A 15,143-nucleotide genomic window follows, 5' to 3' on the forward strand; every position below is an offset into this window, starting at 1 on the left:
ACGGTCGGAAGTGGCTCAGTCTGACAGTCGGGCAGAGGGCTATATCAGCAAAGCATCGGCCAGTGCACTAGGCCCTGCTAACGGGTATGCCCCAGACGATAATTCACAACGTGGCAACATCACAAGCTTTTTTGCTATCCTCCGAGATCACCAATAGAAGAAAGCGGACGAATCACTCGTTGACAATCTATTGGAAGAGGCCTCCTATCCGCTTCGACAGCGCAGTTGGATCATAATAGATGGAGCTAGAGAAATACGCAGTACTGGCTGGCGTCGTGTTTGCGATATCACTGTTAATCTCGTTCGTGGAGATGCTGTGGATAACGTATATGACTCGGCAGGAGTCATTTAGGCACGCCTACGCGCAGCCTATAAAAAACGCGGTTTTTGTGGGGCTGGTGACCAGTGTGCTGCCGATATTGAGTACTGTCGCATTTGCCACGTTAGGTGCCAAACTGGCGCCCCTGCCTCTGGGTGATAGTTGGTATGTCTGGCCATTGGGTTTAGTCATTTTTGAGTTCTGGTATTGGGTTCAGCATTGGCTGGCGCACAAAGTGCGGGTTTTGTGGTGCATACATTCGGCTCACCACGCCCCAGATACACTAACTTCTCTCATTGGGCTGGGCCGCCATATTTTGGAATTGCCTTACCTTGGTTTTTTTCTTGGCTTCATGACTGCGCTATCTGGCGTGTCAGTAGAGGTCATTTTTGTCATCAGTCTCATCGATGGCTTTTGGGGTAAGTTTTTGCATGTCAGCCCGAAGCTGGTGCCGGGCAAGTACGGCTTTCTGGAGAACTTTATGCAAACTCCCTCCTATCATCGCGGCCACCATGCAAAAAACCTGCTCTACATGGATACGAATTACACGTCCATCACCCTGTTGTGGGATTGGCTGCTCGGTACGCTGCAGCCGCTGCGGGAAGATGTAACCGTTGAGTACGGTATTACCCGTGAAGTGAACTCTGAAAGTTGGCGAGACGTTCAGCTGGGCGAGTTTCAGGCCTTGTGGAAAGATATGAAACAGGCGCCAGGCCTTAAAAATAGGCTGTACTACCTTGTGATGCCTCCCGGGTGGTCACATACCGGTGAGCACAAAACTGTCTCAGCGCAGCGGCGACGCCTTGCTGACGAAGGGCGTATGGCACCCGGCTAATCTGGCAAACGCTTTATCGCAGTAGAATTTAGCGCTGGCTTACGAAGGGTATGCGCGTAGAGTAACTACATTGAAGGTGTTCACAAGTACTAAGGAGTTCTGTTGATGAGAAAAATGCGCGAAGAGAGTGACAGTCTCGGGCTGGTAGAGGTTCCTGCGGATAAACTGTGGGGCGCGCAGACCCAGCGTTCAATTGAACACTTTTCTATCGGAGACGAGCTGATCCCCCGTGAAATGATTGGGGCCTATATGTTTCTAAAAAAAGCGGCGGCTCTGGTAAATGGCGCGGCTGGGCATTTGCCGGATGAGCAAATGAGCCTGATTGTGCAGGCGTGTGATGAGATTAGTGCCGGTCAATATCAAGATATGTTCCCGCTTCACGTATGGATGACTGGCAGTGGCACGCAGTTTAATATGAATGTGAATGAAGTGTTGGCCAATCGTTGTTCGCAGCTGGCAGGGCAGCCGCTGGGAAGTAAGAAGCCTGTCCACCCGAATGACCATGTCAATATGTCACAGTCGTCGAATGATTCGTTTCCGTCTGCGATGTATATAGCGGCTGCAATTGGAACAGTGCACACGCTGATCCCTGCGGTCAGGGAACTGCGCGACGCTTTGCATAAAAAGGCAGAAAGCTGGAAGGATATAGTTAAAATCGGGCGTACCCATATGCAGGACGCCACACCGTTGACGCTGGGCCAGGAGTTCTCCGGTTATGTCGGCATGCTCGATGACAACGTCAAGCGCCTTGAGCAGTCGCTGCAAGATGTTTTCCAGCTGTCACTCGGGGGTACGGCAGTGGGTACCGGTATCAATGCCGCGCCGGGTTTCGATAAAGAAGTTGCCGCCAGGATTGCCGATCTCACGGGTCTGCCGTTTATAACCGCGCCCAATAAATTTACTGTTCAGGGCGCGCACGATGCTTTGGTTCAGCTCTCGGCGACCATGAAAACGCTGGCGACATCGCTGTACAAAATTGCCAATGATATTCGCATACTTTCCTGTGGCCCGCGCGCCGGCATCAACGAGTTGATCCTGCCCGCCAATGAACCGGGGTCTTCCATCATGCCCGGTAAAGTGAACCCGACGCAGTGTGAGGCGATGGCCATGGTTGCCGTTCAGGTGATGGCCAATGATGTTGCAGTCAGCATGGGAGGAGCGAGTGGTTACCTCGAAATGAATGTTTACAAGCCGTTAATGATTCACAATGTGATGGCGTCAATCAGGATGCTGTCTGACAGCATGGCCAATTTCCGCAAGTATCTGGTTGAGGGTATGGAGCCCAACATCAGCCAGATCGAGTCCTTCGTGAGTCGCTCATTGATGCTGGTAACTGCGCTGAGTCCTATTATTGGTTACGACAAGGCCTCTGAGGTGGCGCATTACGCCCTTGAACACGACCTGTCTCTTAAGGAGGCTGCGCTGAAGCTTGATTACGTCAGTAGTGAAGAGTTCGACAGGGTGGTTGATCCGGCGAAGATGGTTCACCCCTATATCGCAGAAGACTAACCTTCAATTCATAGCAGGTTATGACGCTGCTGCGTTTGTGATTTTCGTTTTCCTGTGTCAACGTTGTCAGCGATATCCCTCGAAGTAATGTCCCCTTCCATGCTGGTACCACGGCATGAAATGTTCTGTCCTCCTTCAAGGGAGCCGCGCCTAAAACATGTGCACCGCTGCGCCGTATTTCCTGTCGCTGTGGTTAGAAGGTTGCCAACACCTCCACACCCATGGCGCGAGCGTCACCCACATACGCCTCGTTCGGTGAATTGATGCCCGTCAAATAGTTTTCATCCAGCAGGTTGTTGGCGTAGGCGCTGACCTGGAATAGCCCGAAGTCGTATCCGATCTTGGCATCCACGACAAAACTGCTACCTACCTCCAAATCGTCACTGTTGATGATGCCTTTGTAAAACTCACCCGTGTAGCTGGTCGCTATACTGCCGAATACACCGGAGTGGTGTCGATAGTCACCGCCGAATGAAGCGGTGACTTCAGGCGCTTCCCCGTACTGATTGCCGTCGCACCGTTGATCCGGACAGGCTTCGAACGGGAAATCTCCCAGTTCTGTTTTCAGCAGGCCCAGTGAGCCGTAAAGGCGCAGTCCGAATTCGAAGCCGTATTGCGCTTCCAGTTCAGCACCCCAGGAGCTTGAATCGCCTGCATTTAAAGTGTTGCTCAGGGGAGCAAACTGAGGGTCAACAACAGCGACCTGTTGATCCGTGTAGTCGTTGTAAAACAGGTTGCTGCCCAAAACCAACTTGCCGCCGAGCGCCGAGATTCGATAGGCAATTTCGTACGACCATACATATTCCGGATCCACGTCGGCGATCTCATTGGTGCCAACGAGCGTTTCCGAAAAGCCTTGTCGGTATCCGCGGCTGGCGGTGAGTGCAAGCGTCTGATTGTCAGTCACATCCAGTGACAGGCCGAGCTTCGGCAGGAATACGTTGAAATCGGAATCCAGGTCATAGGCGCTGCCGCCGGCGGGTATCAGTTCGACATCGCCCGCATTGCGAACGCTGTCTTGCTGGTAGCGACCTCCAGCAAGCAGTGACAGCCGATCGGTCAGGCGGTAACGCAGGTCGGCATACGCAGCCCAGGTCTCCGTCCGGTTGTGGAAGCTGCCGATCTGGGTGAATGTTGGAATACCATTGGAGGTGTATTGAATATTGGAGTCTACCTTCTGGTCAAAGTCCGCGTAGAAAAGCCCTGCCACACCGGTGAAACCCAGGATCGCTTCATTCAATTCAGCGCGGAACTCCTGCATGAAATCGCCATCCTTGCGCTTGTCTTCACGGAAGAATGTTGCCGATGAGGGCACGCTGCTGATTTTCAACTCGGTGTTATTGTAGCCGGTGGTGGACCGCAGGGTGAGGCCGCTACCCATGTCCCAGGAAATATCCGCGTTGTAATTCTGCAGATCCATTTTCCTGCCCTCAGCGAAAACAGAGTCACCTGAGAAGTTGCGGTCGTAAAAATCGGGTCCTGTTACCGGGGAGGAGGAGGGTGAGTCGTAGACATCACTGGCCGTAAGCAGCACCCGCAGTTGTTCGAGCTGTTTTGGCGTGTACAGTAATTTACCGCGCACATTGTGGTATTTGTCCCTGGCGAAACGTTTGTTTGCCGAATCCGCGAAATCGATATCGCTGGTCTTTTCGGCGTATTCACCGCTGATTCTAAATGCGAGCTCGTCGTCGATAATCGGCGCGGAGACTACGCCTGCTGCCTCTTCGCGGTCGAGTTCACCGTATAGCGCACGCAGCTTGTATTCAGGCTCAAAGGTAGGGTCCTCGCTTTTGATCACAACGGTGCCGCCCAGTGCGTTGCGCCCCTGTATTGTGCTTTGGGGGCCGCGGTAGACTTCCAACTGGGCTATATCCCACAATCCACGTGAGCCTCGCTTCAAACCCTCGGCCGATTGCGTGACGCCATCCACGACCATCGAGATCAGTGCCGCAGAATTAGTGGGCTGGGTAACGCCGTCGGCATTGAGGCCGCGAATCTCAATGCTCTTGCTGCCCGCACCCTGGGAAAAGGCGCGCACATTTGCCAGCCGCTTGTAGGCATCACTGGTATCGGCGATATCGTAATCTTCCATCTCCTGTGCAGTGACAATGCCGACGCTGCTGAACGTTTCCAGATAGGGGCGTTCGAGCTTTTCGCCCAGTACCAGAATGTACTCCAGCGGCAAGTCGTTATCAGGCTGTTTCAGTGTTTCTGCATCGCTCTCCTGTGCGGCTACTGTCAAGGGCAGTGTCGTCAGGGCGATTGTTGTGAGGACTCTGGGGAGGTTTAGGCTGGTACCTGCCCAGGTGGTTTTGACGGATGGCATGTCTGACTCCAATAACAGGGCGTTGCTGATGCGTCGCCACACAATGACAAATGACTCAGCTGTTTATGGCGCTTGGCGCGCGAACGCAGCGGTCGTCCATCGGCGCCGATGTGTAAGGTTACGAACCAAAATAATAATGAGAACTATTATCAATATGATAGGGGCTGTATAGAGGCGGGTCAATAGCGCTGTCCGACTTATGGGGTTTGGATCAGGGAAGATCTTGCGTTGGCCGAACACTGGGTGACTGTTGCAGCTGCGCCAGTGTCTGCATGTGAACGGGAACCGCTGATGTGCTCAGCCAGACCGGCTGCGCACCACCAGTGCCCAGATAAACACCGCGCCATTCAAAATCCCGAACAGGACGAAGGGTGCAGAGGGACCAATATTGGCAAACAACCAACCACCGCCGGCGGTTCCTATTAATATTCCTATGGCCCCTGACACACCAAACAGACCGATGATTGCACCGCGGCGCTCCGCTGAAGCCCGCTCACCCACCAGCGCCTGGCTGCTGACAAACGCGCTAATCTCCGCGACACCCATCACACCAAGCAGGGCCATGACCCATGGCGCGGTCGGGTCATCGACAAAGAAAATGGCGAGGTAAACGACGGCTGCCAGTCCTGCGGCCATCGCGACAGCGGTTACTCGGGTCACCCTGTCGCTGATATAGCCCATTAATAGTGAGCCAATCAGAGCGCCTCCAACAACCGCCAGTACTCTGGGCACCGCCAGTTGAAACATCGCTTCGCTGGGTTCCAGGCCCATTACACCGGTACCGAACTGAACCAGCCAGAGACTCATGAAGGCGCCGGTAACAGCGAGATCGCCACGGGAAATAAATGCGGCGCCGTAGGACAGTGCGATACCCGCATTTCTGGAGGCTTTCGCCCCCTCTCGCAACATATAGGCAATCGATTCGCGTGCCGCGCTGGAAACACTAGCGACATGAGGTGCCAAACCAAACGTGGCAACGATAGCGCCAATCACGCCCAATGCACCAGCGCAGGCAAAGGTCATCTGCTGCGCGGCCAGTTCGTCGAACCCCTGATCCACGAAAACCTTCGGGAGTGCGCCTAACAGGGGAGGGAGAAATGCACCGAGGGTGGCTATGAGGCCCTGTAGGCCATTGGCTTTACCGCGAGTGGAGTCTCTGGAGTAGTCGGCTATGACGGTTACCATCATACCTATCATCGCCGCGCTGCCGAAGGCGACGATGATACGATATGCAACCAACTCGGTGATGCTGTCGGCGTGGGGATAGAGCGTAAAGCCCGCAGCGGTGGCTAATAACCCAAAAACATAAACCGGTTTGCGACCGAAGCGGTCCGCTAGCGCGCCCATCACACCCATGAGAATGATGAGGATGATTTCCTGCATTGCGCTGAGGTAGCCAGTCAGCATTGCCTGATTCGCTGGCTCAATTTTCATGACCTGCAGCAAGCCGGGTTGCAGTATTGCCAGCGCGCCCGCGTAGCTCGATGATACAAACGCAGCGATGAAATAGGCGATCAGGTGACGCCGCTGTATGCCCTCACTGAGGTCAATGCCAAGGAAACGGTTCATAGAATCAACCGGTGTGGGCGCGGGATTTTTTCTCGCGCCTGCAGGGGCTATTGGAATAGATATCGCTCGGATGCCGGTGTCGCTGCCTGGAAAAATTACAGCGAATGGCGCAGTCGTTGGTCTCGCTCATCTCTTCATCTCGTGTCTTTATCGCGTGAGGTCAAGTTCAAATAAAATGCGGGCTCCAACCGCTGCACAGATCGACATCGAGCGATGAATGCCATCCCTTGCAGCAAACTTTTCGTGGTCGCCCACATGTCATTTGAGTATCAGGTCTGATGGGCTTGCGTGTGCAATCATCAGTTGTACCCAGAGTAGATACTCAGGCGAAGCGAGACAATTTGCAATAGCTCTCTATCTGCGACTGTGCTGTTTCACTAAAATTTCTCCGTAGTGAACGATTAAGTGTAACAAGAGTATTGAATTTAAAAAGATATATTGATATAACATTATGGCCTGTTTACTTTTTTGCTTGTCATTTGATCCAAACACGGGGTATCTATGAAGCAGTTTTCCAGATCGGTGCTGTTGGCAGCGCTGTTTGTACATGCAAACCTTGCTGTAGCGTCTGACCCAGATGTGAGTTCCGGTCCGGGAACGCGTTATCTTTCTCCCGAATTTATTTCTCGATATGCACACACCTATGATCCCTATGGGCTGGCATCGCTGTTGGCGACGCAACCGGGTGTCGCGCTGCAGAGCAGTGGCGATCCCGGCGGGGAAGACTGGGTGACGTTCCGGGGGAATCCGCGCGACAGTTCGCGCATGACGCTGGTGCTACTTGACGGAGTGCCCTTGAATGGTGCATCCAACAGTACGCTGGAGTTCAACAGTATTCCGCTGACCATGTTGCACGATATTACTATTTACTACGGCCCGTTGCCGGCTCGATATGGTGGCTACACTTCGGTTGTTGAACTGCGTACGAAGCAGGCGTCTGACCGTGTCGAAACAACAGTATATGGCGGTACTCACGATACCTACGGCGGTGGATTTACGGCCAGCAAGAGTGCGAGTGACTGGGGGATCACCTTCGATTTACAGGCTCAGGAAACCGACGGACTAGAAGGTAAAGAAACTACATTGCGCACGGTGGATGACAGCGATCCGTTCAATCCCACCGTGATCACTGAACACCCGGTATACGGCAACCGTGATTATCAGCAGGTAGTACCAATGGTGACGGCGCACAAAACATTTAACGACAGTGTGCGCCTGGGCTTGATGGCGCAGGCAGTATGGACGAAAAAGCATTACGCCGATGGCCACTCACACGAAGAACCGGATCGCCCCGCCAACCGTGAGCGGGAATTCTATAATTTTGGTTTGTCTCTGGCTCCGGCAGCCGGCAGTGATCAGGACTATGTGCTCCATCTCTATTACAAGGATGAAGACCATGAAACTCTGGCTCTGGACGATGAGTTCGTCAACTACGGTGAGCAGAACAAATCGCAGTACGGCGCGCGCGGCCACTACGGTTTGTCCTTGATTGACAACGTTCACCTGCGAGTGGGGGGCGAGTACAACAAGTTCGATGGCGATCTGAAGAATGATACGGCCTGGGACGAAATCCTGAACGAGATTATATATTACGACAATAACGCCGATTTCGATTCCCCCTATTTTGCTTACCAGGATAACCTGGATAACTATGCGATATTTTCCGAGATTGAATACCAGTGGGGAGAGCGGGCTACCTTCGGTGCCGGGGTGCGACACGATAATGTGCAGGACACCAAAAGTAATACCAGTTACCAACTCAGTGCATCAATTCAACTCACCAGCAGCCTGCAATTGCAGATGTCAGGAGGTGAATCTTCCCGTTATCCCAGCCTGAACGAGTACAATAACGCGTTGCGAGACCCAACTGTGCTCGGCCCGCCCATTCCCGGCCTGGTAGACCCGGATGATGTGGCGCAACAGAACGGAAAGCTGGAGATGGAAACCCAGAAGGGGGGTGAGATCGGTTTGGTCTGGACCACGCTCGGCGGTTCACTGGTTACCGAGCTGGTCGCCTTCGATTATCAGCATGAGGGCGAAATATTTATCGATGTGCGCACCGTTCCAAACAACCTCGATCCCTCCAACCCCCTGTACAACGTGCTTGGGCCGGAAATCAATTTGCTGTTGCGCAATAACCGACCTACCAAGGATGAATCCCATGGTGCTGAGTTGGCGTTTAACTACAGTACAGAGAACCTGGGACTCTATCTGAACGGTACCTGGAATAAACTGGAGAGAAAATACTCCGATGGGCGCACATCCCATAATCAGCCCTTCATGCCTCCTGAGTACTATGCAAATGCTGGCGCATGGTATCAATGGGGTCGTAGCAAGATCGATATGGAGATTGATTATCGCGGCAAAACGGACGACAGCCTGCAGGAGCGCGGAGCGCTACCTGACGTCAAACTGGGTTCCAGTACACTGGTACACTTGGGTTACAAGTTCCAGGTGACGGACAAACTGCAACTGTTTGCACGAGCCTACAACCTTTTTGACGAGAGCTACGAGACTTTCTACGGTCTGCCCATGGTTAAACGGCATATCACCGGCGGGCTGACTTACCGCTTCTAGCGCTGGCGCAACGATGCCTTAGGGGTGAGTGGGGCGAGTAAGGTAGATCCAACCCGCTCCCCGCTAGCTCATTTCAGGCTAACCTGCGAGCCAGCGTTCCTCATCCGCTGCGCTTTCGCTCATATGAGAAGGCGCATGCAGCCTACCACGAGTTGTGGCCACATCCCGTTGTGAACAAACCCGTCAGTCAAATTGCTATGTAGCATCATCAGGTATCACAAGCGAATGGGATTCTCGTCAGTCCCACCTGTATGATCGCCGCCAGGGTGATCCGCCCGGCTGTGCTCCGGGTGTTGGATTGCGAGGCGAATAGTGGTTGAATGGTGGCTGATCACGCCCAATGCCCAGTCCAGTTTGATCAGGGTGTCGGCATCCCGGTCGCGGCAAGCCTGCAGCATCCGCCCGCACAGAGGCGGTAGCCCGCTCCCATAGTCATCGTCGGCAGTTCTGGCCTCTACGATGCCCATACGTTGTTGTGCGTCTCGGGAGTCATTGGCAGGTCTCACAACGGAATCAATTCACCATGGAACATCTGGCACAAATTCTTCTTCTTCTGGCTGTTGCAATTACCATCGTGGTGACATTCCAGCGCCTGCATATTCCCACTAGTCTCGGCTATCTACTGGTGGGTGTAGTGCTTGGCCCGTATACGATGGGGCCTGTTGTCTCCATGCCGCAGTTGCAGACGCTGGCCGAGTTTGGCGTGGTCTTTTTATTGTTCACCATTGGGCTCAACTACTCGATACCCCGGCTAAATGCGCTGCGGGACCAGATTCTCGGCCTTGGGACAGGGCAGGTGGCCTTTACAACGCTCGTGGCTGGTACTGTGATGTGGTTGGCGGGACTGCCGGTGGCGGCTGCGTTCGTCTTTGGCGCGGTGTTTGCACAGTCATCCACAACGATTATCTCCAGCCTGCTGACAGAGCAGGGTGAAGAAAACAGTCAGCACGGGCGACTGGGGCTGGCCATGTCGGTATTCCAGGATGTCACGGCGGTACCTTTCCTGGTGATTATTCCCGTACTCGGCATGTCGGTGGCAGCCGATGTGCTGGCGATGACCGTCGCAGCGGCACTGGCGAAGGCGGTACTGGCATTTGTATTGGTGTTTTTCGCCGGTCGCTGGCTGCTCGGCCCTCTGTTTCACCTAGTCACCCGGCGCAGATCGTTGGAGACATTCACGCTGGCGATTCTATTGGTCGCACTGTTTGCCGCATGGACCACCAACAGTCTGGGCCTGTCGCTGGCATTCGGTGGGTTTCTGGCGGGCATGATGCTGGGGGAAACTGAGTTCCGTCATCAGGTTGAGTCCAGCGTCAGTCCGTTTCGCGATGTATTGCTAGGCCTATTCTTTATTGGCATAGGCATGCGCTTTGACCCCTCCTCGATCCCGCCTATCTGGCAGTGGGCTGTATTTGGCGCGCTTCTCATACTGGTAAGCAAGATTCTTATCGTGGCATTTATGGTGCAGCGCACGACCGCCGACAAGCGCGTCGCGTGGCGCACCGGGTTGATGATGAGTGTCGGCGGCGAGTTCGGTCTGGCCCTCATTGCGATTGCGCTCGATGCCCAGGTGCTGGATATCGAACTCGGCCAGATTGCGATTACCTCGGTATTGCTTTCCATGGTTGCTGGTGCCCTGTTGATTCGCTTTAACGGCCCCATTGTGGAACGCCTGGTGAAGATGCCCAGCGCCGCCGGCCACTCCACTGACGAATTGAAGGAGGCCGCAGAGCAACGTGTTGTGGTTGCCGGTTATGGCCGTGTTGGCCATACCATCGCGGTGTTGCTGCACTCACGCGGGATTCCGTTTGTAGCCGTCGATACAGATATCCAGCGAGTGGCACAGGGGCGAAAGGATGGGCATCAGGTGTTTTACGGTGATATCACTGATCCTGGATTACTGTCAGTCATTCAGGTGGAGAAGGCATCCCTGCTGGTGGTGACCGTCGATGACGCCGAGTCCGCGCTGGGTGCACTCTCGTATATGCGCAGAATCTGCCCGCAGGTGCCGGTGATAGTCCGCTCACGCGACCTGGAATCCAGTACGCGTCTGTTGAATGCCGGGGCCACGCATGCCTACCCTGAGATGATCGAGGCCAGCCTGCGACTGGGCGCCAGTGCCTTGCAGATTCTCAATGTACCTGACGCGGAAATCGACGAGATGGTGCAGGGCGTTCGGGATTGGGGTTATCGACCGGTACTGGAAAAGGATGTCAACGAACCGTAGTTCTTTACGCTGCCGTCATGAAATGCGGTCGGTCCGGGCTGTGGGGCGCTATGGGGTAACAGGCAGGCAAGGCTCCGGTGCACTCATTCGGGGCTGACCTCGTGCTATAATCGCGGGGCAGGCATCTCCCCCGGCCCGCTGAGTCCGTGCCTGACTATCACTGCTTGTTCCTCCTTGTCGCAGCTGGCTTCCCAATTTCACCGGAGCACCCCTGACGTTTTCCCGGCGCTACAAAACAGCCTTGACCTCGTTACTTTGCCTCAGCTGGGCGGCGCTCAGTCATGCCCCGAATATTTACTGGAATATGTGGAAGATCGATACGCTTGGCAACGGTGCCGACGGCGTACATCTCGGTGATATCAATCGCGATGGTCTGATGGATGTGGTGTCCGGCTGGGAGCAATCGGGTGACCTGATGCTGTATTTCAATCCGGGGCCAACGTTGGTCCGCGATGAAATCGCCTGGTCACAGGTTGACATTAGCGGCGGGTTGCCGATCAAGGGAATCGAGGATGCCGCATTTGCGGATTTCGATATGGATGGCTTTGATGACGCCATTATCTCCAGTATCGAGGGCGATACGCAGAGCCTGGGTATTCACTGGTTTGACGGTGACGACATACTGGATCCGGGCGACTGGCGTGGTGTCAATATGGCACCCGAGCAACTCTCCGGCTATATGAAGGCCAGGGTCGCGCAGATTGACGGTGTGGCTGGCGCCGATATCGTCGCCGGCAGCCGGGCTATGGACGGCATGCCGGCGGGGATCTACTGGTTCAAGGCACCGAAGGGAGGGTATCCCGGTGAGGGTGACCAGTGGCAGCGTTTTTATGTGGGGCCCGTAGATTACAAAACTGTAACCTTGCAACTCAGGGATATGGACGGAGATGCGCTGCTGGATATCGTGGCCTCTGGTCGCAATGGTGTGCACTGGTTCAAAAACCCCGGGCGAGAGGCGTTGGCTAACTTTCCTGAGCACGCGTTTTGGGAGCGTATCGTCATTACCGACACGGGCAGTGAGTTTACCTTCTGTGACCATGTCATCGACGGTATGGAGGACATTATTATCACTACCTCCAGTCATTCAGGCATGGTGGCAAAGTGGTTGAAACGCATGGATGCCGGCGGTCGAAACTGGGAGGAATACCCGATCACTTCAGACACGCTGCGTGCCGATGACAGCTATGTCCGCAAGTTTGTGCTCAAGGGGGTGATGTGCGGATACGTTGATGGCGACGACACCATAGATCTTGTGTTTACAGGCAGTGGCGATGGTTACGGCGTATTTATGATGAGTCCGCGCACAACCATCTCCAGCGGCATGACATGGAACCTGACCTTTTTGACACCTTACGCAAATCTGATGAAGTTCGACAATCTCAAGCTGGTTGATCTCGATGGCGATGGTGATCTTGATGTGGTGACCACAGAAGAGGGCGAAGGGGTCTTTACATCCGGCAAGGGTGTGCTCTGGCTGGAGAATCCACTTTTTCAGCAGTAGATTTCGGCATCTATCCCGCCGCGTACTGGCAATAGACATTGCATAGCACTTCTACTATTCTCCATCGCATAACTATTATGAAGGAGAGTTTACAGTGAATGTCACCGTTCGCGCGAAGAAGATCTTTTTATTGCTTGCCTTAGCCGGTTCACTCGCAGCCTGCAGCAACAGTAATAATAATGGAAACGGCAGCATCGCAGAGCCGATGGAGCCAACCGAACCGACAGAGCCTGTCGAGGTCATCTCCATTGATGATAGCAATGCCGAATTCTGCGACTTACTGGATGCCGCAAAGTGTCTACTGCCATTCCCCAGTAATTTCTTCACACGCGACAGTGACACCACGGATAATGGTCTGCTGGTGAATTTTTCAGATCATGCCATGCCGGTAAACAAAGACGGCGTCGCTATTGATCCTGCGGAATGGAATCGCAACGACGGCTTCTCGCCGGGCACCGTGATGATTACCCAGGTGCCAGGCCTGGACATGGAAGCGACCGGTGCGCCGCGACTGATTGATCTGTCAGACAGCCGTAAGGAGGACAGCCCCATTGTCGTCATTAATGCGGCAACTGGCGAGCGCCAGTTGATCTGGAGCGAGCTGGATGCCAATGCCGAGGCAGAAGATGAACTGAGCCTGTTAATCCGTGTGGCCAAAAACCTCCAGGACGGACAGCGTTATATTGTCGCCCTGCGCAATCTGAAAAATGCCGATGGCGAGATCATTCCTCCCTCAGAACTGTTCCGCGCCTACCGCGATAACGTCCAGACCGACAGCGACGCGGCAGAAGCGAGGCGTCCAGCGATGGAAGAAATCTTTACCGCGCTGGCCGGAGCCAATATTGCGCGCGAAGATTTGTATCTCGCGTGGGATTTTACAGTCGCCTCTACGCGCAGCCTGAGTGAGCGTATCCTGCATATGCGTGAGACCGCATTCGCAGCGTTGGCGGGGGGTGCTCCCGAGTACACCATCGATAGCGTAGAGAACCTGACAGACACCAACTGGGGTCGCAGAATCAGGGGCACTATCACCATTCCCAATTTTATGGACAGTGACGATGCCGGTCCTGGTTCAGCGTTATTCTATGCCGATGACGGTGATTCACTGCCCGATCGCATGAATGGTGACAATACTACTGAGCAGCCCTTCATCTGCAACATCAGTAACCAGTCTCTGGACAATATGATGTCTGAGTCTGCGGGTTCCACGCGGGTATATTTGTATGGTCACGGCTTGCTGGGTTCTCGGAATCAGTCCACCAACGGTGCGCATCAGGGTACGCTCTCCAATCAATATAACCTGATGAACTGTGCGATGGATTTCATCGGAATGGCAGAGAGTGATGTCGGTAATGCGATTTCAATTCTGCAGGGCGCCGGAGATTTCTGGACCATTCCCGATCGCACACAACAAGGTTTTATTGGCTGGATGTATCTCGCTGAACTACTGCGTCATCCCGATGGCTTTACTACGGATGAAGCGTTTCAGGTGGGTGGTAATAGTGTGTACGATGGTTCCCGCGTTTACTACTACGGCAATAGCGAAGGCGGGATACTAGGCGGCGCGCTGGTGGCCACAGCTCATAATATTGAGAACGGTGTGCTGGGTGTCCCCGGGATGAATTATTCGCTGCTACTGCGGCGCAGTGTCGATTTTGACCTCTATGCCGCGTTCCTGAAACCCGCTTATCCGGATGTGCTCGACCAGACGCTGCTGCTGTCGCTCTACCAGATGCTGTGGGACAGGGGTGAGAACAATGGTTATGCCAATCACCTGGTTTCCGATCCACTGCCGAACACGCCTGCTAAAAATGTACTGCTGCATGTAGCGTTCGGCGATCATCAGGTGACGCATACCAGTGCTGAAATCATGGCGCGTACATTTGAAATCCCATTGCATCAGCCCGCTCTGGTCGAAGGGCGTCATCATGACATCAATCCCTATGTGGAACTGATGCCTATCAGTACGTATCCGCACATGGGATCAGCCATGATCTATTTTGATGGAGGTCCCGGTCCCAATGACTGGGCTGAGACCGGCACGCCCGTTCCTCCCATCGTAAACTTGCCGCCACGGGAAGGTGATGATCCCCATGAGCGACCCAGACGTGACCCAGGTGCGATGGAGCAGATATCAGGCTTCATGTCTCCTGACAGCACTATTGTCAATGTCTGTGGGCCGGGGCCATGCCTGGTGGACGGTTGGGACGGTGTCCTGGAATAACCGGAAATTGTAAGCCGGGTTATAACATGCGCCTGTGGAAGCGGACAGCACAACCT

At 54.2% G+C, this 15,143-nt stretch carries 9 protein-coding genes; 6 read left to right on the plus strand and 3 right to left on the minus strand.

Annotation, left to right across the window (positions count from 1 at the left end):
* Positions 1-239: 239 nt before the first annotated feature.
* Both AC0L6S_RS02045 and fumC read left to right on the plus strand, forming a co-directional pair.
* Positions 240-1,154, plus strand: coding sequence for a sterol desaturase family protein (locus AC0L6S_RS02045; RefSeq protein WP_473426753.1), 915 nt, complete (start codon positions 240-242; stop codon positions 1,152-1,154).
* A gap of 105 nt (positions 1,155-1,259) precedes the next feature.
* Entirely contained in the window at positions 1,260-2,663 is a 1,404-nt protein-coding gene (gene fumC / locus AC0L6S_RS02050) for a class II fumarate hydratase (protein WP_473426754.1), read from the plus strand.
* A 193-nt stretch (positions 2,664-2,856) separates the two neighbouring features.
* On the opposite strand, the gene AC0L6S_RS02055 is transcribed toward fumC, so the two are convergent.
* Complete coding sequence (locus AC0L6S_RS02055; protein WP_473426755.1) at positions 2,857-4,989, minus strand: TonB-dependent receptor; 2,133 nt, start codon at positions 4,987-4,989, stop codon at positions 2,857-2,859.
* Between the two features lie 297 nt (positions 4,990-5,286).
* Positions 5,287-6,558, minus strand: coding sequence for an MFS transporter (locus AC0L6S_RS02060; protein ID WP_473426756.1), 1,272 nt, complete (start codon positions 6,556-6,558; stop codon positions 5,287-5,289).
* A gap of 501 nt (positions 6,559-7,059) precedes the next feature.
* On the opposite strand from AC0L6S_RS02060, the gene AC0L6S_RS02065 reads away from it, so the two are divergent.
* Complete coding sequence (locus AC0L6S_RS02065; RefSeq protein ID WP_473426757.1) at positions 7,060-9,135, plus strand: TonB-dependent receptor; 2,076 nt, start codon at positions 7,060-7,062, stop codon at positions 9,133-9,135.
* A gap of 215 nt (positions 9,136-9,350) precedes the next feature.
* Here the strand turns inward: AC0L6S_RS02065 and AC0L6S_RS02070 are convergent, their stop codons facing one another.
* Positions 9,351-9,641 carry a hypothetical protein gene (locus AC0L6S_RS02070; protein ID WP_473426758.1) on the minus strand — a complete coding sequence of 97 codons (291 nt, stop codon included), beginning with the start codon at positions 9,639-9,641 and terminating at the stop codon, positions 9,351-9,353.
* A gap of 17 nt (positions 9,642-9,658) precedes the next feature.
* On the opposite strand from AC0L6S_RS02070, the gene AC0L6S_RS02075 reads away from it, so the two are divergent.
* The 3 genes from AC0L6S_RS02075 (at position 9,659) to AC0L6S_RS02085 (ending at position 15,087) form a co-directional block, all read left to right on the plus strand.
* The gene (locus AC0L6S_RS02075) at positions 9,659-11,362 is read left to right on the plus strand and encodes a cation:proton antiporter (RefSeq protein WP_473426759.1); all 1,704 of its coding nucleotides are present in this window, start codon (positions 9,659-9,661) and stop codon (positions 11,360-11,362) included.
* Positions 11,363-11,603: 241 nt separating this feature from the next.
* Positions 11,604-12,863: an FG-GAP repeat domain-containing protein gene (locus tag AC0L6S_RS02080; RefSeq protein WP_473426760.1), complete on the plus strand. Its 1,260-nt coding sequence runs from the start codon at positions 11,604-11,606 to the stop codon at positions 12,861-12,863.
* Between the two features lie 94 nt (positions 12,864-12,957).
* Complete coding sequence (locus AC0L6S_RS02085) at positions 12,958-15,087, plus strand: hypothetical protein (protein ID WP_473426761.1); 2,130 nt, start codon at positions 12,958-12,960, stop codon at positions 15,085-15,087.
* Positions 15,088-15,143 lie beyond the last annotated feature (56 nt).

The organism is Halioglobus sp. D3-4 (assembly GCF_055809315.1).

Coding starts and splice junctions, on each gene's coding strand:
- AC0L6S_RS02045 (WP_473426753.1), top strand. CDS start 240: ATGGAGCTAGAGAAATACGCAGTACTGGCTGGCGTCGTGTTTGCGATA.
- fumC (WP_473426754.1), top strand. CDS start 1,260: ATGAGAAAAATGCGCGAAGAGAGTGACAGTCTCGGGCTGGTAGAGGTT.
- AC0L6S_RS02055 (WP_473426755.1), bottom strand. CDS start 4,989: ATGCCATCCGTCAAAACCACCTGGGCAGGTACCAGCCTAAACCTCCCC.
- AC0L6S_RS02060 (WP_473426756.1), bottom strand. CDS start 6,558: ATGAACCGTTTCCTTGGCATTGACCTCAGTGAGGGCATACAGCGGCGT.
- AC0L6S_RS02065 (WP_473426757.1), top strand. CDS start 7,060: ATGAAGCAGTTTTCCAGATCGGTGCTGTTGGCAGCGCTGTTTGTACAT.
- AC0L6S_RS02075 (WP_473426759.1), top strand. CDS start 9,659: ATGGAACATCTGGCACAAATTCTTCTTCTTCTGGCTGTTGCAATTACC.